Consider the following 22,993-nt stretch of genomic DNA (forward strand, 5'->3'; position numbering starts at 1 on the left):
AACGTCACGAATTCCAAATGTTATTAGCAATAACTGTAAATTTGAAAAGTGATTTTAAAGGATTTCTTAGTTAGCATTTTTCAAATTACATCAACATAGACATCATTAATGGTGCTGTGAAAACATTCGTTCTCACAAATTTAAGGGAATTGTGGTTACCAGTGTATCAATATAAAGAATTTATTGGTTCTTCATATAACCATAAAGGATACGAGTTTAAATATTAGAGACTCTACCAAGATTAACGAAATAATGGTGAAGGCATCGAAGGAGATAATAACATCGGATAACAACATATTAACGCTACTAAACTTACATCCCTTGGCTGCCCAGATATTTAAAAGATAACGATTAAGCAGAGGCAGACAACCTAGGGGAGTCTAAGTAATAGAACGTCGCTACGCAACTTTAAGCCTCTCAGGTTCATGAAAATTATTGAAAAAGACAGAAAAATTTTAGTTCAAAAATAATACTTGAAAGAAAAATATCTAGAAAAAATCTAGAAAGGGTGAAACTACAATGATGCAAAAGATCAAATTCTTGTTGCGATTATGGATGAACGAGCCTATATGGTTTAAGTGTCTGACTGTTTCAACATTAATCATTTCAATTGTATTTAGTAGTTCATTTTTTTCCTATAATACGAATTATCAAAGTTTGGCTAAGATGGCTACCGCAATTTTTTTCTGTGCATTTGGAATAATTTTTCGTAGAAATCTAAAGGTTTCTATACTCTTTTTTTCCATTGTAGTAATTTGTATGTTTTTAGCATGGAACAGTTTTGATTACGCGAGGTTATAAATTAAAAGTGTTCGTGAATACAAAGCGTTATATGACAGAATTATTCAAAAAGATGGAGGTGCTTATGGATCCGTTACTAAGCCTAAGAGAACTCGATGAAATAGCTAAAGGAGCCTTAGGTCGGATGGACGTCGTGGATACACGAACGTTAGACGACATCCTACGAAGGAGAAATCAATGAAGATTATCCAGAAAGATCAGTTAAATAATGTCCTATCAGAAAAAATTCTTCATCGAGAAATCATTGATAAATCAAAACATGGAAGAATTATTGAAAGGCTCATTTTAAGTTCAAAATCTCTCTTGTTGAAATATGGAACTGATGATGGAATTCAAAATGAAGTAATGATTTATAAAAGAATTGGTCGTAAAACCAGTGAAGTTCCACATGTCATATTGAGTGACGAAATCGAAGGTGTTTATTTTTTAGTATTGAATTGGATTGAGGGGACGCACCCTAATTTTACAAATCCGCAAGATATCATAATAGTTTATAAAGCGATAGGAAGTTGGGCTGCAGAATGGTCAAAAAGAATTGATGAATTAATGGATATCAAACATGACTCTTTAAATGCTTTTGAAAAGTTAGAAAATTTACTTTCAGAAAGAAAGGATACAATAAAACAGATTATCCCTTCACAAACATTTGGCTTGCTGAAATATGTCATACAAAAACAAGATTATATTCTGAAGTTATTGAGGGAAACTCCCTTAACCCTAGATCCAGGTGATATTTCGCTACATATTATAATAATAAGAAGTGACGATGAGAATGTGATATTTATTGACTTTGAATCATCCTCAATTAGACCAATGATTATGTTCTTTGAACATTACGGAGAGGGATATGAATCAATACCAAATACTCCTAAAGATATTGACCTCGCAGAACGATCATTTTTAGAAGCTTGGAATGATCAATCCGGTAGAACAATTGAGTGGGAGTGTTTTCGACATAGTCAAATATGTGCGATGATTTATTATAAAATTTACAATCATGTTTATTGGATTCAAAAATTTTTAGATGGAAATAGCGTAGAAGAAACAACGGAATGGATTAATAATGATTCAGAAAAATTAAAAGATTTGATAGTTAAACTAGAAGCTGCAGACATCCTCTAACACATAATATTTACTCAGCGGGGCTTACTTCCCTCGGTAAACAGATGTATAATTGTGGAATATTTTCAGGCAACACCAACCCAGCCTAAGACTGGGTTGTGTCGTGAATAACAGGAACGTTAGCCATAGCTATTTTGAGAACACTTTTAATACAATGGCTTCTTCCAGAAAACCCTTCGTGTAACAACAGAATTACGCTCAAAATTCACACTGAGAAACGAGTGGTTATAGTCAGCCCCCTAAGCTCGTCGGGACGTCACTGCTTTAGGTGTTCAGTAAGCCTAAGCTTTAAGCAGCGACTCCTAGGGGACAAGACGTCATCAATACAAAAAATCCGCTGAGATTCGTGTGGAGTTTATAAGAAGGAGAAGTATATGAACAAAATAAAAGATCTTCTAAGAGATGTACAAAATAATAATTTCAAAACACCTATGGGAACAGACATAAATCAACTAGTCAAAGAAATGATTCTATACATTGGGTCAGTTGATCATGAATTGAGAGATAAGCTCATTTATGGAACTTTATATAGATGGATAATGGATCAAGAGCTAAGTGTAGATTTAGTAAGACAATTGCTATATGTGACTTTAGATGATGATCATTTATTCCATGGAATAGGTGATATCGATCAAGATACAGTATTTACACGTTCCTTTTCAGTACTGTTTGTACCACTTGCATTACATTATAACGATATCTTCAATTACTTAACTGAATCTGATTATGAATATGTATACTCGAGAGTAACCTTGTATTTCGAACGCGAGAAGGATTTTAGAGGATATATATTAGATAAGGGTTGGGCACATTCTATTGCACATGCAGCCGATGCTTTAGCTTCGATTGCAGCTGCGTCCTATTATTCTCGTGAACATTTATTGTTTATTTTAGAGTTAATAGGAGAAAAGAGTTATTTTAATAACTATTATTTTATAAACGGAGAAGATGAAAGGATGGCAGAGGTAGTCATTCAAATTGTAAAACGCAATAAACTAAAGAAAGATATTTTACTTAATTGGGTGCAACAACTTGGTGACTTTAAAAGATTAGATATATATCCTCAAGATGATATAAAGAGAGGAAATACAAAAAATCTTTTGCGTAGTGTCTATTTCAAATTACTGGATATTAATGGGTCTGAGGTTATAACAAATGAAATAGTAAAAACATTAAAAAAATCTAAATCTATTTAAATCAAAGAAGTTAAGGACGTCTAATAACAACCTATACTCTACATATTACTTACTCTACTAAATCGCTTGAAGGGGAAAGTGCCAAGAATATGAACATAGTTGAATAACCTTTGAATACAACAACATTATATGTAGTTGGACAAGTTATTATTTGGGGAACAATAGAATGGAGATCACTATGATAATTCGTAAAAGTAAATTTGCTGTCAAGGGATTAAGATACAACATTAGAACTGCCATCCATGGAGATTCAAGTTATTTGTCCGAAGTAAGATTACAGATAGATGGAGAAACAGAAAACATGGACAGGGAAAGAGGAGAGGCATTTTTAGATAAGTCAGGTTTAGAAGACATAATTAAATTAGACAGTGAACATTCAAAAGCTTTATTTTTAGTTGTTGAAGTTAAAGATCGAATAGTTGGATTTTCGCGCTGTGTGGGAAATGACTTAAAGAGAACTAAGCATAGGGTTGAATTTGGTGTGTGCATCTTAAAGAACTATTGGGGTTATGGGATGGGAAAGAACTTGTTAAAAGAAACAATATTCTGGGCAGATTCTATCGGAATAAAGAAAATAGAACTGAATGTACTGGAAACCAATGAAAGTGCCATCGAACTATATAAATCTTTCGGTTTTGAAATTGAAGGCGTATTAAAGTATGATAAATTACTTTCAGACGGCAAATATTATAACACCATAGTCATGGGGAGAATTAATCAACATGTGCTTTAACGATAAACGACAGCAAAAAGTAGGTGGATTTCTGTCGTGAATATAATAACGTTAGAAGAAAGTGCGCGAGATCCTAAGAACGGGAGTGATTATTATTAAATTCGTATTGTTATTTGGACCCCAAGCCGTTGGGAAGATGACTGTTGGTCATGAATTAACAAAGATAACTGAATTAAAGTTATTTCACAATCACATGTCTATTGAATTGTTCCATCCTTTCTTTGGTTTCGGCAGCGAAACATGGAGACTATCTGAAATCGTAAGAAGAGAGTTCTTTGAATCGTTCTCGAATAGCAACCAGTATGGGCTTATTTTTACTTACGTATGGGGGTTTGATCTTCAAGCAGATTGGGAATTTGTTAAACAAACATGTGATATCTTTGAATCGAAAGGTGCCGAAATCTATTTCGTTGAATTAGAAGCAAATATAGAAGAAAGAATAACAAGAAATGCAACGGATTTTAGACTTGATCAAAAACCAACAAAAAGAAATGTTGAACAATCTGAAATGGACTTGATCAGTACGATGGAAAAACATAGACTCAATTCTCATAAAGGAGAAATTACAAGAGAAAACTATTTGAGAATTGATAATACTAATTTAAGTGCAGATGAAGTCGCAGGAATTATTAAGGACACATTCCAATTTTAAAGCTTACACAGGTAATTCAAGTGAGTGTCAATATCTTATAACACCGTGTTAGACATCTGTTCTATATGATTCCAGCTTTCCTTATTGACTACAAGTTTTTAAATGAAACACAGTCGTTATTATTTGTACCCATGAACATATCCGAATAATACAACTACAAAGTAATCTAGCAAGGATTCGCAGATCTGAGACAGCATCTATGAATTGAAGCCAAACAAGTTTACATAAGGCAATACTTTATATGACGTGAGTTTCGAAATATGGGATTCGGAATTGCTGGAATAGAACTATTGAGAAGCACACGCAGGACGTAAAAAGGATTGCGCATATGCCTCTCAGGTTTGTAGGTACATTATGTTAGGCAATAACCGCGAACTACACTAAAAAAACAAAAAGGAGTTAGAAGCGAAAATGGAATTAAAACTTGTCCCAGTAAATTCTGAAAATAAAAGTATACTCATTAATTTATATGAACTGTACGAGTATGACTTCAGTAAATATACAGGTCGAGATGTCGATAGAAACGGCAAATTTGAAGTAAACATAGATTACTATTGGGAAGGCGACGAAAGGTGGAATCCATTTTTTATAAAAGTAGCAGATATAATCGTAGGTTTTATAGTAGTTCTTTTTGAGAATATGGATACGATCCAGATCCGACGCATGTGATATACGATTTCATGGTTTTACAGAAATATAGAAGATCGGGTATAGGTCGTAAAGCAGCGATAGAAGCATTTAAAATGTATGAAGCAAATTGGAAAATTTCGCAAATGGAGAGCAACCTTCTGGCAAGAACCTTCTGGAAAAATGTAATAGAAGGTTATAAAGGAACTAATTACACTGAACATTATGTACAAGACCAGAAAAAATATATACAAGAATTTAGTACAAGAAATTAAAGCATTTTTTGAGGGGGATTCAGTACGGTATTGTTTAATAAAATATTCACCATCGATCCGGCTGGTACTGACCCGGAACCGGTTTGAGAAATTCCTTAAAAATAGTATGGGGCAGAAAAATGCGATGCTAACTGTGTGGGCATAGCCGGTAGCTCTGCCACCATTAGCTTCTTAGGTTCGAGAACTCAAATACGTTATAAAAATTAGAGCAAGTAATAAAGAACTATTATTAATTTTGAACAGGCAGATTAACCCCTAACCCCTTGATTTATTTATTATGTAGAAAGTATAATTTTATATGGAAAATAGATACATAAAAGTAAATTTAAATTTGGAAAGGGTGAACGTAATGATTTTTTGGCGAGGATGGGGAATTATCGGTATCATTTTTCCTGTATTAATAGTTGCTATACTCGCATCACTAGGATTTAATGATGAAAATTTCCAATGGTATTACTTTATCGGTTTAACCTTATCCGCTATACTTATATGGTTTATCGGTAAGCGTTTGAATAGAGATAAAGATGAAATTTTCATGAATGAAAGAACAGGAGAACGGTTTAAAATAGGAAATCGCCATACACTATTTTTTATCCCCCTACAATACTATGCGATAGTTTATCCCGTTTTAGGCATCATCCCATTCTTTGCATAAAATTAATAAAAAAACACGTTTATTTTGCATTGTCAAAGAAAACGTGTTTTTTTATTAATTAAATGGTCTAGGGTCGTTAAGATAAAGGGGAACGATAAGAATATAACGGATAAAGGGGGTATCAGAAATATGGAATAAAGATCTCAAGAAGAGCACAAATATCAATGTGTAACCAAAGGAGCATATAGAAACTATTGATTTATTTTTAATTCAACGCTTTTTATTACATTTCGCAGTTAGCGGACTCTTCAGTCTATAAGTCGGTAGGACGCCTTGAACAATAGAATGTTATATGAAACGTTATGGCCTAATGGTTGCCGCAACTGACAAAGGAGACGAAACAATGAAAAAGTATATACTCTTCGATCATGATGGTGTTTTGGTTGATACTGAATTCTGGTATTACAAAGCGGGAGAACGCGCTCTGGCCGACATTGGATTTACTTTGAACAAAGATCAATACCTCCGCGACATGACCCAGTCATTGGGCACGTGGTCCCAGGCAAGGGCGGCAGGTATTGATGAACAGACCATCAGCAAGCAGCGGGATGTCCGTAACATCTATTATCAGGAATATCTTAGAACAAAAGCTATAGAGATTGAGGGTGTAGTTGAAACTCTAGCTGAACTTTCAAAGTACGTTCGCATGGCCATTGTTACAACTGCAAAACATGCTGATTTTCAACTTATACATGAAAAGCGCAAGATTAGACAATTCATGGATTTCGTCCTTGTTCGCGAAGATTACGAGCACACTAAGCCACACCCGGAACCATACGTGACTGCCCTAAAGCGTTTCGGAGCTACTAAAGAAGAGACTCTGATCGTAGAGGATTCAAATAGAGGATTGAACTCAGCCGTGGCAGCTGGTATCGATTGTGTCATTGTACATAACGATTTCACAAAAACTCATGACTTCTCGCAGGCAAGTTACCGAATTAAGACACTGATTGAACTAAAGGATATTATTCTGAGTGAAATCTGAGCAGCTTTGTGACGAAGCAGGATGTTCATTTTCAAGCATGGGAATCAAGAAGGTGTATTTATTTATAGATCCTTTATAGACCATTAAAGCTCTCGGGTTTGTACCCTGATCGTAGATGCGATCAAGGAATGAATTTGTGTGTTTTTTGAGTAAGTTAGGTGGAATATCATATAACAATTCATTCACGCATCTGTCCGATCCCCTCGGTCGCAGACGTGAATTGGAAGAAGCAGATGCTGCGACAACTCCTACGCTAGTTCGTGAATACAAGAACGTTATATGAAACAATTGCAAATAATGTTACTCGGGTTATCAGGGAGGATCTATGAAAAATAAAGCTTTATTTGCTACTCTTATCATTATTTTTCTAATCTTTATGTTTGGAAATTCAATGACCACAACCCCAGGTCGAAGTTCTGGTAACGGAAATCCTGCAATATTGTTATTACTTCCATTGTCCATATTTTTCATAGTCTTGACCTTTCAATGGTTCAAATTTTTTAAAGATAAGATGATAAGCAATAAAACAGTCATTATCTTATCACTGCTAATCATCTGTCATCATGCGATCGGATTATATTATCAAATAATAAGCTTTCAAAGTTACCGTATTCTTTTGGCAGAAGTATATGAAAGGCAGTTTGGAACAATTGATTGGGATTACATTAATTCGATTACTTCGGGACTATCCATTCACATCAACAATCAATATTTTAATATAAATACATATTTTTTGTTTTTGAGTCTTTCACTTTTGATTTGGTTGTTGAGTCAAATGATAATAAGTTGTCGGAGAAACATGAGAGAAAAAAGTGGGATTAAGATAACATTTTAAGTAAGGGTTGCTCAATGACTTCAATAAATTCAGTCGCTCTGCTCTTTGAGCCTCTCGGGTGGGTTCAGGAATACACAAACGATAAAGGAGATTACGAAAAATATTTTAGAAAATATTGTGAGGAGATAATTCATGAAAGGTAAAATATTATTATTATTTTTTGTTATGATAATGTTTACATCTTGTCAAAAAAATAGTCAGTCGATTACGTTAAACAGCGAAACCAATTCAACAATGAATTCTGAACTGGAAATAACGGAAGGTCAATTAGAACCTTCTAACAATGAAGTGCTATCCATGAGCATTGGGAACTATGATTTGAAAGGAGAATTTTATGATGAAATGCTCCGAAATCCTATAGATCATGATTATGAAGTGGATTTTAATGAATTTCAAAATTCCAAAAAGATTATCACAACATTGGAATGGGGGGCGTTGGAAAGCAAATATATAGAGATTTGGGATAAAGAATTGAATCAAATATATAAAAAGCTTCTTTCTAAGTTGGATAGAGAACCAAGAGAATCACTAATTGAATCGCAGAAAGATTGGCTACAGTACCACTTAAGGGAAACAAAATTTGTAGAGAAGACATTTATTACGAATGGTTACCTTGGATCCAAAGGATCGGTAAGCCTAAGCACGGTTATACGGGAGAGAATTAGGGAAAGAACAATGCAATTATTTGAATATCGATATTTGCTAGATGGTGAAGTTGAGTTTGTATACCAAAGTGAAAAATAGAGTTGTAATCTTGATCAAAGTTTATAGGCGATGCCTCGATGATACTAACATCGTATAACAAAGTATTAACGATGTATGGCTATCATCCCTTGGTTTTCAGATGTATAATCATGGAAGAAGACTCAGACAACAAACGGCCTAGCCTAATATAAGAGCTATTTAAAGCTGGGTCGTTTCGTGAATATAAAAACGTTATGTACAATTCGGGGATAAACATATATCTAAGGAGAATTTTCATGGATGGAAACAATCAATTTAAGATTATGGATATAACGGGAATGAATCATCAAATTAGTCAACTCGTATCAATGATGAACTATGCAAGATTTACAACAATTAATGCAGTTCAAGGGCTAACGATTGATGAACTTGATTATTTAGAAGATCCAAATAGTAATACGATTGGTGCTTTACTGCTTCATATAGCTGCGGTTGAGATTGGTTTTCAAATTGAGATTTTTGATAATAGAACACCAAATGAGGAAGAATTAAAAGAATGGCTTGCAGCTTATGAACTAGGCGAAAAGGGACGGAATGAAATTAGAGGTAATTCTCTTGATTACTATGTAAACAAGCTTGAACAAGTACGCCTTAGAACTCTAAAAGAATTTAGACAAAAAGATGATAATTGGCTTTATGAAGAGCGGAAATGGTCTGGATTACCTTCAAATAATTATTTCATTTGGTTTCATGTATTTGAGGATGAAATAAATCATCGGGGACAAATCAGATGGTTAAGACAGAGACTTCCTAGGCCAATTGTAAAATGAATAGTAAATAGATTTGTAAGAAGATTCAAAGATGATCCGAACTTCACATAACATTATATTCACGATTAGAGGCATTCGCCCCTCGGTTTACTAAGAATTGAATTGAGCTTACTGCGATCCGGCGGCGGACACATCTGCACGGACTAACCGCATCGCGGCTGGGCTTGTGGCCCTTAAGTCGGTGGGACATTGTGAATACACATACGTCATATGCAATCGGCGTAATCAGGATTACCTTAACCTCGTATAAAGGAGTTCATATCAATGGATATTTTTGCAGAATTAGAATACATACAAAAAGCTCTCTTTGATCAAGATCTTGATAGTTTAGAAGAGAAATACTTTAGCTTATGCTGTGAATTAGCAGGAAACAAAGAAGCCGAACGAATTCGAAATATTAAATTACATGATTATGAAAAAAAACTAAAGGAAACTTTGTTAAGGACAATTTTAAATACTAATCAGCATTCTGATCAAGCAATATACTTTGAGTATGATCTTGATAATTCATGGAGAAGTACGTTTTTCATCTGTAATGAATACAAAAATCTGACAGAAAAAGATGATGAATGGGCTTGTGATTGGGTTGATGAAGTTACTGGACCAGAATTAGAGAAATTTGCAGATATTTACAATGAGTTTGGATTTGATTCATCCAATGCGTTATATTTAATTACTCGTACTGTGACGGTATTCACAAAACTATGTAGGAACATAACTTATGACAAACCTATCTGTATAGCATTTCATGATCAAGATCCCATAATGAGAACAAAAAAAGAGTAGAGTATTTTTCTTTTTTAAGGGAGAAAAACTAAACATCTGATAACATTATATTCACGCTACAGGCATAGGGGTCCTCGGTCTGATCGAGGATTTATAATGAAATGAATCATGTAGACACACGAGGCTAAGTCTTGTGGACCCCGTTCGCTAAGAGACCTTATTAAGCCTCTCGACGTCGTGAACACGGGAACGTATATAGGAAATCCGCATAAATACATTTAATGAGGGGATCAATTCAATTGCCAAATACTAATTATGTTGAAATCTCTAAGAAAGCTTTGAAAGAGTATGATCTCAATGATTATGAGATTGAGTATATTGGTCATAGCGGAAATGTCGTATATTGTGTTAACGAAACGGATAGTACTAGAAAGTTTTCTCTTAGAATTCATGAATCACGATCCCAGGGATTTGAAGAGATGTGGAGTACAAAGGAGTCTATTCATTCTGAAGTGACATGGTTAGATGCTCTTTCTAGAGCAAGTGATATAGTAGTTCCAAAACCAATATATAACCAAAATAATAATCTGATTACCGAAGTTAATCATTGCGACAAGGTTATGTATTGTACTTTATTAACTTGGGTTGATGGGGAACAAAAGCCATATGTTCCGACTGCTAAAGATGCAGGTAAAGTCGGGACGATGATTGGAAAGCTCCATTTTGAATCTAGTAAATGGATCGTTCCATATGGATTTTCACGACCGACTTTCGATGAACATAAACTCGATAAATCATTGGAACGAATTCAAATTGCCATTGAGAATGGTACTCTAATTAAGAGTGGAGAAACACTTATTTTAGCAGGACAAAAAGCGAAGAACATTATAATAAATCTTGAAAAAACAAATATTAATTGGGGAGTAATCCATGCTGATTTAATACCTTCTAACTATATATTTCACAATGATATAGTTAGCCCTATTGATTTCGGTGCTTGTGGTTTTGGATTTTATTTATTTGATCTTGGGTGGACATTTTCATATATTCATCCTTCATTTAGAGAAAGTTTATTGAAATGTTATTCAAACGTATTCCCATTACCGTCAAACTATGAATCGTTACTTGAAACATTTTTTATTGCAGGTCAATTAGATACCTTAGGTTTTTGGTTAGGGATGCCTGATTCTAATGAATGGTTGGAAGGTCACATAAGTAGTCTAGTAAGTAGAGAATTTAGTAGATATTTAAGTAATGAGTCATTTCTATATACAGGCACACCCTATTGGGAATAGATTATTGAGGTAACTCAATGGAGGAGCCAACATCCGATAACAACGTAGCTACACTGGAAGCTAGGCCTTAGTTCGCAAGAAGAGGAAGGGCAGAGAAGTTGATTCAGCTCACTATCCTGCGAGGCTAAGTCCACCAGACCCGGTCGCTATTCTTTTAAGACTCTCGGGTTGTTAGATACGGGAAAGTTAAGTGAAAGATCTGCACAAATGAGAGGAAGATGTTACATGGATGTAGGAAAGTTATTTGAATCTTCACATACGTTTGAAACAGATCGATTGATAATCAGGAGATTAACACCAGAATATGCATTGGAGTACTTCGAAATTGCCTCGAGCCCAATCGTTTCTGCAGAAACGATCTGGAATAGACATCAAACATTGGAAGACACCATTGGCTACCTTCAAAGGGTTTCGAATCGATTCGAGAAAAAAGAAGAGATTCATTGGGGAATTATATACAAAGAAACTGATAAATTGGTCGGACGAACGGGGCTAATAATGATTGATTCAGAGCATGAAAAGGCTGAATTAGGATATGTTATTTCAAATCAATATTGGAATCAGGGAATTGCAACAGAAGCTACATATCCAATCCTTGAATATGCATTTAATGAGGTTGGCTTTAATAGGATTGAAGCCAGATGTCGTACCAACAATGTTGGTTCGTATAGGGTAATGGAAAAGCTAGGATTCGTATTTGAAGGGGTACTAAGAAAGCAGTTAAAGATAAAAGGGAAATTTATGGATCAAAAGTTGTACTCTATCCTGAAGGAAGAGTTCATTAGCAAATAAGGGGAAGATAGTACCGCCTCAATAACATGGCATTCGCGCTGTGAGCATCTACCGCGTTCCTTAATTCATTCGCTGACTAGAGAATAAGAGATCAGATGAAAAACGCTGTAACACCAACTTATAACTTATCGCGGACATTAGCTCTGGGTGGATAAGCCTTATCTTACCCTCCTAGACTTCTTTAAGTCAGTAAGGAGGGTAGTGTATACCTGAACATTATATACATTCGGCGTAAAGCTATAAAACATTAAAAAATACAGGTATGATGCAATAAAGGTTTTCGTTAATATTGTGGCTGAAAGGATGATGAGATACATGTTCAGTCGTAAAGATACTAGAAAATTACTGGGGATTTTTTTCGGGATTACCTTTCTAATTACAAGCAGTTTGACAATTTACTTATTGGAAACGAATAAGTCACATCCATATATAAGTGGATTATTAACTCTTTCTCTATTTGTGTTTTTCCTAACAGCAGTAAACTTTATAATATTGATTTTGAAAAAAATGCAGAAGAAAAGAGAGTTGTTAAGATCGCAGAACTAATGTTAATAAAAGCTGATAATAAATAATTTTAAAAGATCATATTGATTTGCAGATGGATATCTGGGAACGGATACAGCCCGGACACATGCAGCATTTGTTTGGTTCATGGATGCGAGAAGTAATTAGTTATCCAGATACAATAACTTTATACTACATTTCTATTAAATTTGATAAAGACAGGAGCGAATCCATGGATATTAGCTCATTAATATTTGCTCAATTAGTAGGAAAATTTGAAGAAATTAGAGATACTCTGAAAAAGGGGTTAAATCAATTAGACGATGATGAAGTGAATTATCGTCCTAATTATGAGAGTAATACAATAGCAAATTTGGTTGTTCATATAGAAGGGAATATTCTTCAAAGAATTGGAACAGGTATCCATGGATATCAGGATGAGAGATCTAGAGAAAATGAATTTAGCAGAGAATTGTATGTTACAAAGGACGAGTTATTAAACAGAATTGACCATTCATTTGCGTTTTTAATTGAAAGTACAAAAAAATTGCAATATGAGGATCTATTAAGAGAAATAGAAGTACGAGGAAAACCAAGAACAATATATGAGGTTTTACAACAGTGTGCGTCTCATTATTCCGAACACCTTGGTCAAATTCTTTATATATCCAAAATATGTTTAGGATCATCATATAAAACAACTTCAATTTATAAGAAGACATTTTGATATAGGGTTGAGGTAATGAAAGTAGATATGAAAGCGTATTCGAAGATGCTATCAACATCGTCGCATAACACGATATCATGCTTCAGGCCATCTGGCCCTCGGTCCGCAGATGCAAGGAAGCGGGAGCAGCCGGACAATCCTGGCTAAGTCGGTCGGACCGCACATTTGCGCTTTAAGCAGTGAGGGTTCGTGAATACAAAGTCGTAATCCGAAATAAGAATATTGGAGGGTTCTATATGGAAAACAAAGAAACTTTCAATTTCATTGCCAGGGAATATGAACGATATAGACCCACATATCCTAATGAAATGTTTGATGATATTTTAAATTACTCGAATATTAAGAACGATGAAAAGATACTTGAAATTGGTTGTGGAACAGGACAAGCAACTGGGGGATTTGTACACAAAGATTTTAAAAATATTACCTGTATTGAACTAGGTGATAAATTAGCTCATTTTACCACGGACAAATTTAAATCAGTAAATACGATTAAAGTAGTAAATACATCATTTGAAGATTGGGACGGTTCAGGCAGTCCTTATAAACTTGCTGTGTCAGGCACCGCATTCCATTTTATTGAACCTGAATTCGGCTACAGAAAAGTGTGGGAACTCCTTGAAGATACAGGATCCATTGCTTTCTTTTGGACAGTGCATGTCCCACTTTTCGATGTTGTAAACAATGAAATAAGATCACATTATCAAGAGCTAGCACCGCATTTAGATGATTCAAAGTATAAATTGCCTGAAGAAACTGTATATGAGAGAAAGATGATTACTGAGAAAACTGGAATTTTTACAAACATTATCGTGAAAGAATATAGTCAAACTCAATCACATACCAGTAATGATTTTGTCTCATTATTAAATACAAATTCAAGACACAGACAACTATCTAAACCAGTAAAAAGCACTTTGCTAGAGAAGATAAAAAAGACTATTGATAAAGCAGGTGGATATGTAAATAAAGAACATAGAGTTGCACTTTTTTTGGGGAAGAAGTTGACATGAGAGTATTTTAAGATGTCGGTTACATCCGATAACCCATATCTACGCTTGGGGCTGGTCTCTGGTTCACAAGAAGAGAGGGGAAGATACGTCTCAAATAAGCAAACGTTAGGTGAAATTCCTGGAAATAAACAAGAGTAATACTTTCTTTCTAAGGGAAGTTTGATTCTCTAGGGGGCACATATGTATCTAATGTTAGGTATTTCCTTGTTGTTGTGTAATAATAACCCCTTTAGGAAAAATAGAGAAATATACTGTATTCGTTTGGGCTATGATCATATTGATCTCTGTTCCTTTTTTTAGTGATAAGTATATTTTTAAGATGCCTATTCATTATGAGAAGGCACTGCCCATATTCGGATTTCTTATCTTGGTGTATATCGTATCATCTCGCTTCTCGGGATATAATCCGATTGGAGAGTATAATATAGTAAATTTTATTATTACTTATCCAATAGTAGAGGAATTTATTTTTAGAGGATTGATATTGCCAAATTTAGAGCAGGTCTTTGTCTCATCCAAAATTATACAAATTCTTTATATGCCTGTAACAACTCCAGTTATTGTTTCTGCGATTCTCTTCGCAATCTGTCACTTACAGTATTATAAATTATCAGCGCAAAGTATCAGATTTATAATTAATGCTTTCTTGGGTGGGATTTTGTTAGGTGCCATCACTGTGATGACACAATCGATATTGTTTGCGCTCATATTACATATTGTATTTAATTCATTTTCCGTGATTTTTGCAAAGAGAATGTCAAAAAACACTATTCGAAATTCATGAGATTATATCGTTTACGATTGGGAAGGGAAAGAGGAAATATACAGTCGATTCGTATGCAAAGATTTTTGTACATCATGATAAACATCATCAAGGGCAGATAGAAAATGTACGATCTTTATACAAAGCAAATCAGAGATGACTTGGAAATTATCATATGAAAACTATCATATGAGGTTCACACAAATCCAACTGTTGTAAGGCAGTGAGTGTTGATAGATACAAGATCATGAAACTACTGGAAGAAAAGAGGGGGAAGATCTATATGAATCTCTCTATTATTAAGAAGATTATTGATGAAAAGAGTAAGACTTCGAAATTTTCCGGATCCATTTTATTTGGGAATCAAGAACAAGAATATACGAAAGTATATGGCTATGCTAATCGTAGTGAAGGAATTAAGGCTAAAATTGGTAGAGACTGAATGAATCAGTCAGTAGCATCAGATAACGCAGTATTTATGCTATGTACCTTGTCCTTATTGTCCTCACGATGAGGAAAGAAGAGAAGTTAACTCAGTTCACAACCGAGCGAGGCTAAGTCCTTCGGAACCGGCGAGTGCGCTTTATCTTCTTCTCTTCATGTTTGCTCCAGCAGTAACTACGGAATCAGTTCCCTCTTCTTGGATACGTAGATGCAGTACACGGTAGGTGAAATCATAGCGATTGTTTTAAAAATATGAAGCGACTTAGGGAGGGTTATATGAAGACCATTATTTATATGGTTAGACATGCCGAGTCACCATATACAGAAGGAAATGAAAGAACTAGAGGGCTTACCTTAGATGGAAAGCTGAATGCAGAGAAAATAACGGAAATATTAAAGGAAGAAGGAATAAACGTTATTATTTCAAGTCCTTATGTTCGAGCAATTCTAACACTGGAAGGTTTGGCCAAAGAGTTAGAGTTAGATATTCAAATTTTTGAGGATCTAAGGGAAAGGCATTTTTCAGACTATATGATTTCTCACGAAGAATTTATGCCCGCTATGACGAAGATGTTTGAAGACCCTGACTATGCATTGCCAGGAGGAGAATCAAACATGATCTGTCAGAATCGTTCAGTTGCAGTTTTAAAGAATATCTTAGAGGTACATAAAGGAAAGAAGGTTGCTATGGGAACACACGGGAATGTAATGACATTGATGATGAATTATTTTGACTCAGATTACGGATTTGATTTCATGAATCAAGTAAAGAAACCAGACATTTATAAATTACAATTTAAAGACCTGACTTTAGAAAAAGTAACAAGACTATGGAAAGACCAATTAATTTGATGGTGATAAAAGAGAACTTTAACTTCGTGTAACATGAAATTCTCGCATCTTGATTTTTATCGGCTTTAGGAGGGGGAGTTCAAGTAAATGATTTCTTTTCTGATATCGATATTACTATATTCATCTCCGAAAATTGAGTTTTCCGATGAGGAGATTGTTCATTTTGAAAAATTAGCTTTATCAATTAAGGATGGACATTTAATTAACTACCATTTACCATATCAAAAGTTTCGCTTCTTATCGTATTTGTCTTTGAAAGGAGATTACGTTTTTCATGGTTCAAATAATCATAGTATTGAATGCTTTGAACCACGAGAGCAAACATTATATCACGGTGAAATGACGAAAGCAGTTTTTGCATCATCAGACCCAGTTTGGTCTATGTTTTTTGCAGTATTTAATAGAAATAAATTAGTAGGAAGCTTTAGGAATGGGTGTATTCTTGGTCGAAGAAAGAAATATCACTTTTATTCAATAAATGAATCAACAATGAAAAATAAACCATGGACCAATGGAATGATATACATTCTTCCAAAAGATAAATTTTCAACATCAACTCAAGGAAAAGTCCATTTTGATGAATGGGTCAGTAAAGAGTTAGTAGTACCCATCGGAAAGGTGAACGTTTCATTGGAAGATTTTTATTACCGAAATCAAATAGCAACACATAAGGATAACGAATCATTGTTAAAAACATGGATGTTGTACAAGGCAAGAACTATGTCACCAAATCGGAAGAGGACAAGGAACAGCACTTAACATCATATACTCCGCCCGGGTCGCTATGTTGCTTGGTGTGGCCGAGGGTTTTTGAGAAAAGCGAATCAACTAGACTACCCTGTAGGTTCTGAGGTTGTGAGTTGTACGGACAATAAACCTTGCGCGAATAAGTCTTCGACCGGACTTACAGGCAGTGACATTCTATCACAAAATACAGTCTAAAATGCTGGAGCATATATAAGAACTTCACATAAAAATTTTGGAGTAAATATATTATGATGGAGGACAATGATGCTTAAGATTTCAGCTGTTTCATATGAAGATAAGTTGATTCTACAAAACTTAATTCAACTATATAGATATGATTCTAGTGAGTATGATGGCCATGTGCTTAATAAACATGGACTATACCAATATAAATATTTGGACCATCAGTGGACAGACGAATACAGACGTACATTTTTTATATATAAAGATGAAGAATTAGCTGGGTTTGCTCTTATTATGCTTGGAGTACCGAGGGAGTTTGTTAAGCTAAGTGATGTTCAAGAAACTAATGTGATGAGTGACTTTTTTGTTTTACGGAAATACAGGGGACAGGGTGTAGGAAAGCAGGCAGCATTTGATATATTTGATAAGTATCCAGCCGCTTGGGAGATCAGACAAACACAGCGAAACCATCCAGCGAATCAATTCTGGAATAAAGTAATAAATGAACATACAAATGGGTCGTATAAAGAAGAGTATTTAAATGGAAGTTGGGACGGTCCTGTGCAGTGTTTTCAAAGTAATAAGTATGATTAGTAAGTCCTTAAGGAGATAAGACATCCTTTAACAACATATGTACGAAGCAGGCTCTGCCCCGTGAGAAGAGATAGACTAAAGAAGATTCAGGTCACAACCCTGTAAGGCTAAGTCCGCATGGCCCGAAGTAGGTGCGCTTTAAGCCTCACGGGTGTAGATACAGGAATTGTAATTCGAAAGGCAAAAGCTACTACTTATTAAAGGGGAACTATTCATGGAAGAAATTATTCGCTTCTACGATGTTGTTGACGAAGAATTACGATTTCAAAGAAATTCTAGGAAAATTGAATATCTAACTACCTTAAGTGCATTAGAGGAAGTGATTAAAAATCAATCGAGCATACTCGAGACGCACATTGATTGAAGAATCATTAAGAGTATTATCTTCCGGCGGTATATTAGCAATAGCGTATATTAATAAGCATTCAGTGGTTCCCATGCTTGTCAGGAAAATACCTGAATTTATTAATGAAGGCACAATTAGTAAAGTAATGGACACCGGAAGTTTAAAGGGAAGGGACCCAGAATCATTTTGGACAGATTCTCATTATACAACCCCCTTAGAAATTGAAAATTATATGAAGCAATTTGATGTTTCAATAGTAGATCATTTAGGGACAGATGGGTTAAGTCACACTCTTAGTAATGAGGTAGATGGACTTTCTGAACAAAAGTTTGAGATTTATAAAAACTATCATTTTAAGACTTGTAGGGAAAAAAGTATTCTAGGGATTAGCTCACATGGATTAGTAATTTGTAGGAAAAACTAAGAAAAATTAAGATAATCGAATGAATGCCGTTACATTTTTTTGAAAAGAAATTTAATGAGATAGATAGAATCAAATTTTCGCATAAGTAAATTAAGTTAAATTGATGGAGGTTTAATTTATGTTTTATAGAAGAAAATTATATATAGTTAACAATGATTTCGTAGAAATTCTTAACAAACATTTCATAGAAACCAATTTACCGAATCAATTGCGTAATGGAGCTCGTTTAGTCGGAAGATGGATGGCTCCAAGTTCTGAGACAACAACAGAAATATTCGCTATCTGGGAATATGACAGCTATGAAAAATATGAAGAAATCGAACGGAATATCAGAAGCAATAGTGAACACCTGAAGAAAATTAACGATTGGTATGAACGCCATGGCGGCAGAGAACGCATATTTAAGGAATGTGTCATTCAAGTAAAAAATGAAGAACTCATTTCAACATTATTAGACTGAATGATTCGTACCGGATATCGCTGGCATGACTTCTAATCTTAAGATTAGAATGCTTTATCACGTCATGAAAGGTTTTTCAGTCATTGTAGAATTTCGAATGTATCAGATAACAACATGTTATCGCTCCGGTCGATTCGGTCCTCTATAAATTTCTATTTTTGTAGCGAACATTACAACAAAATTGTAGTATTTATATACACAATCTACATCAGAAAATCCAGCTTCGGTCAGCCATTGTAACTGATGATCAAGAGTAGACATTCTGTCAAGTTTCGTTCTCTCTATCGCTGATGATATTTCAGCCTGGTCTAGTCCTGAATTTTCGATGTATTTTTTCCAATCTGATTTGTAAAGGCTTTCTAAATAGTCAGTATTCCCAAGAACTTGATCCACGTTAATAAAAATGCTGCCGGGGGTCATTATGGAATACAGTTTTTGGAACAACTTCTGCTTTTCAGGATCATTCATGTGATGTATAGAAAGTGAAGAAATTACTAGATCGTATGGTTCACTGTAGTCGAATTCAGTGTAGTCACTTGCGATGTATGTAATGTTAGAATGGTTGCTGAATCTTGCTCTAGCAATCTCAAGCATACCATCGGAAAGATCAATTAGTGTTAGATTTGAGTTGGGGTATTTTTCAAGAATAAAACTAGACATGAGTCCTGTCCCTGCACCCAAATCTAAGACTGAGGGAGTATCATTTTCTAAAATTGCTAGTGCAGCAGCAATCCTATAAAGATCCTCAAAGCAAGGAATAAGTTTCTTTCTTTGTTCGTCGTATCTTTGGGATACCTTGTTAAATTGTGTTCTTATATCGATCCTGTCATTTTTCATCTACTCGCTCCTCCATTCTTCATACTATGTTATAGTGTAATTCAACCCACATCCAATATATGTAACTAATTAATCTAATAGACAGTACCTATAAAGACGTTCAGGTTCGTAAATACTGGAATCTTTGTTTGGATATAGGTACTGAAATATAGAAATAGGAGATGTACATATGAAACTTAAGGGGAATAGGGTTACTCTTTCAAGTGTTACAAATGAAGATCTTGATTTCTTATGTGAATTAGAATGCAATGAAGACGTTTGGCTTTATGAAGAGTTTGTGGAGAACGATCATAATATTATTAAATCAAAGTATCTAGAACAAATGAATTCAAATACTCACGTTGATTTTATCATGACAATAGAAGCAGACAACGAAATAAAGCGAAGTGGATTGGTTCAGGTTTGGAGTTATGTAGCTCATAGAAGCAGCTGGGAACTTGGTTTAGGCATCCTGCCAGAGTATCAAGGATATGCGTATGGATATGAAGCGGCTAAGCTCATGTTTGATTATGTATTTAAGGAACTAGAAGCTCGTAAAATAGTAGGTATGTGTAATAGTCTTAATCAAAAATCGATCAACCTCATGGAGAAATTAAAGATGACGAGAGAGGGTACATTCAAACAAGAATTAAAATGGAATGATGAGTGGCATGATCAGCATTTTTATTCAATTTTGGTTAGTGAATGGACTAACGTCATAAGAAATTAGCAGAAAACCGCTCCGAAAATATTCAGACATAACTGCTATGTGAACTTGAATATTGGGGTGGGAGAGTGGATATGGATATTGCATTGAAATACTCTGATAAGTTTAAAGCATTACTAAAACTACAGAATGAAGTTAAAGGCATACATCCATTGCTAAAAAATCATTTCCCAATTGCGATTGTTGAGAATAAGAAACTACACATCTTTGAATATAAAAATGCAGAATACGATTTATCTCATAATTAGCTTGAATCATGGAGGGAGAAATGAACCTTATAGCCGTTCTACTTTTTACGAGATGGGTTCAAAGTTGATTGAACTTATCGTTCAAGCTTCGCCTGATTCACTTTATAGAATTGAAGATCTCTATTACGCATTGGCAAATGATTTGTATTTTGGGCTAAATGAAGAGATGTAAGGAATTGTCTATGTATATCCTAATGTATCAATTCATACACCATTAGAATCAAATGTTTTAAACAGAAAAGTTTTAAAAAGAAAATCAATAATTATAATAGGGAGTTAGGGCATATGAAACTTACAATTAGGAAAAGAACAGAAGATGATATCAATCAGTTCATTACTTGGACTTATGATGGGATATATTCTTTTTATGATAACAATATCCAGCAAGAAAAGATTGATGGATTTAAACATAGTATCCATTCAGAAAGGGCATTTTCGGTATTTGATGATAAAGAAAATTTAATTGGGAACTGTGAGTTTTTTGATATAAGTGATGGTGGGGTAGAAATATTAGCAGTTGGAGTACAAATGAAACCTTCAATGACAGGACAAGGTTACGGTTCGATATTTATTAAAGCAGTTATTGAACAAGGAAGGGAATTATTAAAGTTTAATCATTTGGAATTGTGTGTAGTGGATTTTAATAAAAGGGCAATAAGAACATATGAAAAAGAAGGTTTTAGAAAGAAAGATGAATTTCTAAATGTAATCAGAGGCAATACGTACAATTTTATAATTATGGAAAAAGATTGGAATTAAAATTATCAAAAAAGGATTTCAGGGAATGAGATACTTTTATAATAGAGTCCGGAGTGAAAGCTATGCTTGGAGTAAAAGTAGAAAAAATCAATGATGATCTAATTATTAAGTGGCAATTATCTAAAATAGAAATCCCCAAATCTGAAATTGTAAACATATCGCATGATGATACTTATGGAGGAGAACAAAAGGATGCTATTAGAATCGGTACTCCATACGGCACCACCGATAGAATTATAATAAAGACTAATTCCCAAACTTATATTCTATTTACAACGAATGTAACCTCATTACATAAAAAAATCAGTACGATTATAAACTTATGAATCATACTATTCCTCGGTTGATTACCGGTGAAGAATAAATCATATAAAGGTAATGAAATAAAGTGCGATACAGTAACTTTAGGTTCCTGTCTTTGAGATAGGTACATGTTCACGTTATTTGCTCCAAGCTTATGCTTAATCTTTTAGGAGTATTTTCTGAGATGTGACATAAGTAGAATACATCCGATTAGATGAAGTATTAATAAAATTGGAGGTTAACGATGACTGATGTAACTATAAGAATGGACGAGATCAAACGAAAATTGAGGAAACTTAAGAAACTGGAACTAAAAATTCGCATGAACAGTAGCATTCAGCCTGAGAAAAAACTCATTTGGGACAATTATTTTGGACATCATGGAGCAAATAACTGTAGAGCAAAATACTCATTACTTATGTTGGCTTCGATGAACCGCGAAGAATATTTGAGCGTTATTAATGAATATCTTTCAATTGTTTATTACGAACTTTATAAAGAAAGCGGAATTATTTACGAAGAAGGAATGTATGACCCGGATATACTATCAAAGCTAGGTATACCAACAAATGCGGATGAGAACAGTATCAAAAAAAGATTTCGAGAGCTGGCAAAGAAATATCATCCTGATACGGGTGGGGATGCGTCTATGTTTATTGAACTTATGGATAATTATAAAAAGTTAATGGGAGGAAAATCATGAAATGTTTATGGGAATAACGTAAGATGACTTTAACGAATGTATTTACCTGTACATCGAAGACGAACAGAAGAAATATGTAGCAGCCAATATTTATTCAATTGCGGGTGCTTAACATTCACCTGCAAGTACTATTTTGAATGATATGATTGTAAAATATGCTAGCTCAACGAAT

The 22,993-nt window shown here is 34.4% G+C and carries 28 protein-coding genes; 27 read left to right on the forward strand and 1 reads right to left on the reverse strand.

Features of this window, described 5'->3' with window-relative positions:
• Positions 1 to 978: 978 nt before the first annotated feature.
• The 22 genes from QPK24_RS11055 (at position 979) to QPK24_RS11160 (ending at position 19,265) form a co-directional block, all read left to right on the forward strand.
• Positions 979 to 1,923 (forward strand): hypothetical protein, encoded by a 945-nt coding sequence (locus QPK24_RS11055; protein WP_285748675.1) that lies wholly within the window; start codon positions 979 to 981, stop codon positions 1,921 to 1,923.
• A 374-nt stretch (positions 1,924 to 2,297) separates the two neighbouring features.
• Positions 2,298 to 3,119 carry a DUF2785 domain-containing protein gene (locus QPK24_RS11060; protein ID WP_285748677.1) on the forward strand — a complete coding sequence of 274 codons (822 nt, stop codon included), beginning with the start codon at positions 2,298 to 2,300 and terminating at the stop codon, positions 3,117 to 3,119.
• Positions 3,120 to 3,297: 178 nt separating this feature from the next.
• Positions 3,298 to 3,852: a GNAT family N-acetyltransferase gene (locus QPK24_RS11065; protein ID WP_285748679.1), complete on the forward strand. Its 555-nt coding sequence runs from the start codon at positions 3,298 to 3,300 to the stop codon at positions 3,850 to 3,852.
• Positions 3,853 to 3,946: 94 nt separating this feature from the next.
• Positions 3,947 to 4,504 carry a DEAD/DEAH box helicase family protein gene (locus tag QPK24_RS11070; RefSeq protein ID WP_285749271.1) on the forward strand — a complete coding sequence of 186 codons (558 nt, stop codon included), beginning with the start codon at positions 3,947 to 3,949 and terminating at the stop codon, positions 4,502 to 4,504.
• A 411-nt stretch (positions 4,505 to 4,915) separates the two neighbouring features.
• Positions 4,916 to 5,173, forward strand: coding sequence for a hypothetical protein (locus QPK24_RS11075; RefSeq protein ID WP_285748681.1), 258 nt, complete (start codon positions 4,916 to 4,918; stop codon positions 5,171 to 5,173).
• 11 nt (positions 5,174 to 5,184) lie between these two features.
• The gene (locus tag QPK24_RS11080; protein WP_285748682.1) at positions 5,185 to 5,406 is read left to right on the forward strand and encodes a hypothetical protein; all 222 of its coding nucleotides are present in this window, start codon (positions 5,185 to 5,187) and stop codon (positions 5,404 to 5,406) included.
• Positions 5,407 to 5,704: 298 nt separating this feature from the next.
• Positions 5,705 to 6,061, forward strand: a complete 357-nt coding sequence (locus QPK24_RS11085; protein ID WP_285748684.1) for a hypothetical protein — start codon at positions 5,705 to 5,707, stop codon at positions 6,059 to 6,061.
• 343 nt (positions 6,062 to 6,404) lie between these two features.
• Positions 6,405 to 7,046 carry an HAD family hydrolase gene (locus QPK24_RS11090; RefSeq protein ID WP_285748686.1) on the forward strand — a complete coding sequence of 214 codons (642 nt, stop codon included), beginning with the start codon at positions 6,405 to 6,407 and terminating at the stop codon, positions 7,044 to 7,046.
• 967 nt (positions 7,047 to 8,013) lie between these two features.
• A complete protein-coding gene (locus QPK24_RS11095; RefSeq protein ID WP_285748688.1) occupies positions 8,014 to 8,625 on the forward strand; it encodes a lysozyme inhibitor LprI family protein in 612 nt (203 codons plus the stop codon).
• Positions 8,626 to 8,861: 236 nt separating this feature from the next.
• Positions 8,862 to 9,395, forward strand: a complete 534-nt coding sequence (locus QPK24_RS11100) for a DinB family protein (RefSeq protein ID WP_285748690.1) — start codon at positions 8,862 to 8,864, stop codon at positions 9,393 to 9,395.
• Between the two features lie 264 nt (positions 9,396 to 9,659).
• Positions 9,660 to 10,181: a hypothetical protein gene (locus QPK24_RS11105; protein WP_285748692.1), complete on the forward strand. Its 522-nt coding sequence runs from the start codon at positions 9,660 to 9,662 to the stop codon at positions 10,179 to 10,181.
• Between the two features lie 239 nt (positions 10,182 to 10,420).
• The gene (locus tag QPK24_RS11110) at positions 10,421 to 11,416 is read left to right on the forward strand and encodes a phosphotransferase enzyme family protein (RefSeq protein WP_285748694.1); all 996 of its coding nucleotides are present in this window, start codon (positions 10,421 to 10,423) and stop codon (positions 11,414 to 11,416) included.
• Between the two features lie 225 nt (positions 11,417 to 11,641).
• Positions 11,642 to 12,208 carry a GNAT family N-acetyltransferase gene (locus QPK24_RS11115; RefSeq protein WP_285748696.1) on the forward strand — a complete coding sequence of 189 codons (567 nt, stop codon included), beginning with the start codon at positions 11,642 to 11,644 and terminating at the stop codon, positions 12,206 to 12,208.
• Between the two features lie 736 nt (positions 12,209 to 12,944).
• Entirely contained in the window at positions 12,945 to 13,439 is a 495-nt protein-coding gene (locus QPK24_RS11120) for a DUF1572 family protein (RefSeq protein ID WP_285748698.1), read from the forward strand.
• A gap of 236 nt (positions 13,440 to 13,675) precedes the next feature.
• Complete coding sequence (locus QPK24_RS11125) at positions 13,676 to 14,452, forward strand: class I SAM-dependent methyltransferase (protein WP_285748700.1); 777 nt, start codon at positions 13,676 to 13,678, stop codon at positions 14,450 to 14,452.
• A gap of 319 nt (positions 14,453 to 14,771) precedes the next feature.
• Positions 14,772 to 15,236: a CPBP family intramembrane glutamic endopeptidase gene (locus tag QPK24_RS11130; RefSeq protein ID WP_285748703.1), complete on the forward strand. Its 465-nt coding sequence runs from the start codon at positions 14,772 to 14,774 to the stop codon at positions 15,234 to 15,236.
• Positions 15,237 to 15,498: 262 nt separating this feature from the next.
• Entirely contained in the window at positions 15,499 to 15,657 is a 159-nt protein-coding gene (locus QPK24_RS11135) for a hypothetical protein (RefSeq protein ID WP_285748704.1), read from the forward strand.
• Positions 15,658 to 15,935: 278 nt separating this feature from the next.
• On the forward strand, positions 15,936 to 16,511 hold the full coding sequence (locus QPK24_RS11140) for a histidine phosphatase family protein (RefSeq protein ID WP_285748706.1): 576 nt from the start codon (positions 15,936 to 15,938) through the stop codon (positions 16,509 to 16,511).
• Positions 16,512 to 16,598: 87 nt separating this feature from the next.
• A complete protein-coding gene (locus QPK24_RS11145) occupies positions 16,599 to 17,270 on the forward strand; it encodes a hypothetical protein (RefSeq protein ID WP_285748708.1) in 672 nt (223 codons plus the stop codon).
• A gap of 249 nt (positions 17,271 to 17,519) precedes the next feature.
• Positions 17,520 to 18,035, forward strand: a complete 516-nt coding sequence (locus QPK24_RS11150) for a GNAT family N-acetyltransferase (protein WP_285748710.1) — start codon at positions 17,520 to 17,522, stop codon at positions 18,033 to 18,035.
• A 356-nt stretch (positions 18,036 to 18,391) separates the two neighbouring features.
• Positions 18,392 to 18,805, forward strand: coding sequence for a hypothetical protein (locus QPK24_RS11155; RefSeq protein ID WP_285748712.1), 414 nt, complete (start codon positions 18,392 to 18,394; stop codon positions 18,803 to 18,805).
• A gap of 118 nt (positions 18,806 to 18,923) precedes the next feature.
• Positions 18,924 to 19,265, forward strand: a complete 342-nt coding sequence (locus tag QPK24_RS11160; protein ID WP_285748714.1) for a cytoplasmic protein — start codon at positions 18,924 to 18,926, stop codon at positions 19,263 to 19,265.
• A gap of 117 nt (positions 19,266 to 19,382) precedes the next feature.
• Here the strand turns inward: QPK24_RS11160 and QPK24_RS11165 are convergent, their stop codons facing one another.
• A complete protein-coding gene (locus tag QPK24_RS11165; protein WP_285748716.1) occupies positions 19,383 to 20,102 on the reverse strand; it encodes a class I SAM-dependent methyltransferase in 720 nt (239 codons plus the stop codon).
• A 169-nt stretch (positions 20,103 to 20,271) separates the two neighbouring features.
• Here QPK24_RS11165 and QPK24_RS11170 point away from each other — a divergent pair, with 169 nt between their 5' ends.
• The 5 genes from QPK24_RS11170 to QPK24_RS11190 all read left to right on the forward strand — a co-directional run bounded on the left by QPK24_RS11170 (position 20,272) and on the right by QPK24_RS11190 (position 22,821).
• On the forward strand, positions 20,272 to 20,811 hold the full coding sequence (locus QPK24_RS11170; RefSeq protein WP_285748718.1) for a GNAT family N-acetyltransferase: 540 nt from the start codon (positions 20,272 to 20,274) through the stop codon (positions 20,809 to 20,811).
• A 71-nt stretch (positions 20,812 to 20,882) separates the two neighbouring features.
• Entirely contained in the window at positions 20,883 to 21,056 is a 174-nt protein-coding gene (locus QPK24_RS11175; RefSeq protein WP_285748721.1) for a hypothetical protein, read from the forward strand.
• Between the two features lie 285 nt (positions 21,057 to 21,341).
• The gene (locus tag QPK24_RS11180) at positions 21,342 to 21,815 is read left to right on the forward strand and encodes a GNAT family N-acetyltransferase (protein ID WP_285748723.1); all 474 of its coding nucleotides are present in this window, start codon (positions 21,342 to 21,344) and stop codon (positions 21,813 to 21,815) included.
• Between the two features lie 62 nt (positions 21,816 to 21,877).
• Complete coding sequence (locus tag QPK24_RS11185) at positions 21,878 to 22,141, forward strand: SunI/YnzG family protein (RefSeq protein WP_285748726.1); 264 nt, start codon at positions 21,878 to 21,880, stop codon at positions 22,139 to 22,141.
• 221 nt (positions 22,142 to 22,362) lie between these two features.
• Positions 22,363 to 22,821 (forward strand): J domain-containing protein, encoded by a 459-nt coding sequence (locus tag QPK24_RS11190; RefSeq protein WP_285748728.1) that lies wholly within the window; start codon positions 22,363 to 22,365, stop codon positions 22,819 to 22,821.
• The last annotated feature ends 172 nt before the right edge of the window (positions 22,822 to 22,993 follow it).

The sequence above is a fragment of the Paenibacillus polygoni genome, from assembly GCF_030263935.1.
Lineage (GTDB): Bacteria > Bacillota > Bacilli > Paenibacillales > Paenibacillaceae > Paenibacillus > Paenibacillus polygoni.

Coding starts and splice junctions, on each gene's coding strand:
- QPK24_RS11055 (WP_285748675.1), top strand. CDS start 979: ATGAAGATTATCCAGAAAGATCAGTTAAATAATGTCCTATCAGAAAAA.
- QPK24_RS11060 (WP_285748677.1), top strand. CDS start 2,298: ATGAACAAAATAAAAGATCTTCTAAGAGATGTACAAAATAATAATTTC.
- QPK24_RS11065 (WP_285748679.1), top strand. CDS start 3,298: ATGATAATTCGTAAAAGTAAATTTGCTGTCAAGGGATTAAGATACAAC.
- QPK24_RS11075 (WP_285748681.1), top strand. CDS start 4,916: ATGGAATTAAAACTTGTCCCAGTAAATTCTGAAAATAAAAGTATACTC.
- QPK24_RS11080 (WP_285748682.1), top strand. CDS start 5,185: ATGGTTTTACAGAAATATAGAAGATCGGGTATAGGTCGTAAAGCAGCG.
- QPK24_RS11085 (WP_285748684.1), top strand. CDS start 5,705: ATGGAAAATAGATACATAAAAGTAAATTTAAATTTGGAAAGGGTGAAC.
- QPK24_RS11090 (WP_285748686.1), top strand. CDS start 6,405: ATGAAAAAGTATATACTCTTCGATCATGATGGTGTTTTGGTTGATACT.
- QPK24_RS11095 (WP_285748688.1), top strand. CDS start 8,014: ATGAAAGGTAAAATATTATTATTATTTTTTGTTATGATAATGTTTACA.
- QPK24_RS11100 (WP_285748690.1), top strand. CDS start 8,862: ATGGATGGAAACAATCAATTTAAGATTATGGATATAACGGGAATGAAT.
- QPK24_RS11105 (WP_285748692.1), top strand. CDS start 9,660: ATGGATATTTTTGCAGAATTAGAATACATACAAAAAGCTCTCTTTGAT.
- QPK24_RS11115 (WP_285748696.1), top strand. CDS start 11,642: ATGGATGTAGGAAAGTTATTTGAATCTTCACATACGTTTGAAACAGAT.
- QPK24_RS11120 (WP_285748698.1), top strand. CDS start 12,945: ATGGATATTAGCTCATTAATATTTGCTCAATTAGTAGGAAAATTTGAA.
- QPK24_RS11125 (WP_285748700.1), top strand. CDS start 13,676: ATGGAAAACAAAGAAACTTTCAATTTCATTGCCAGGGAATATGAACGA.
- QPK24_RS11130 (WP_285748703.1), top strand. CDS start 14,772: ATGCCTATTCATTATGAGAAGGCACTGCCCATATTCGGATTTCTTATC.
- QPK24_RS11135 (WP_285748704.1), top strand. CDS start 15,499: ATGAATCTCTCTATTATTAAGAAGATTATTGATGAAAAGAGTAAGACT.
- QPK24_RS11140 (WP_285748706.1), top strand. CDS start 15,936: ATGAAGACCATTATTTATATGGTTAGACATGCCGAGTCACCATATACA.
- QPK24_RS11145 (WP_285748708.1), top strand. CDS start 16,599: ATGATTTCTTTTCTGATATCGATATTACTATATTCATCTCCGAAAATT.
- QPK24_RS11150 (WP_285748710.1), top strand. CDS start 17,520: ATGATGCTTAAGATTTCAGCTGTTTCATATGAAGATAAGTTGATTCTA.
- QPK24_RS11160 (WP_285748714.1), top strand. CDS start 18,924: ATGTTTTATAGAAGAAAATTATATATAGTTAACAATGATTTCGTAGAA.
- QPK24_RS11165 (WP_285748716.1), bottom strand. CDS start 20,102: ATGAAAAATGACAGGATCGATATAAGAACACAATTTAACAAGGTATCC.
- QPK24_RS11170 (WP_285748718.1), top strand. CDS start 20,272: ATGAAACTTAAGGGGAATAGGGTTACTCTTTCAAGTGTTACAAATGAA.
- QPK24_RS11175 (WP_285748721.1), top strand. CDS start 20,883: ATGGATATTGCATTGAAATACTCTGATAAGTTTAAAGCATTACTAAAA.
- QPK24_RS11180 (WP_285748723.1), top strand. CDS start 21,342: ATGAAACTTACAATTAGGAAAAGAACAGAAGATGATATCAATCAGTTC.
- QPK24_RS11185 (WP_285748726.1), top strand. CDS start 21,878: ATGCTTGGAGTAAAAGTAGAAAAAATCAATGATGATCTAATTATTAAG.
- QPK24_RS11190 (WP_285748728.1), top strand. CDS start 22,363: ATGACTGATGTAACTATAAGAATGGACGAGATCAAACGAAAATTGAGG.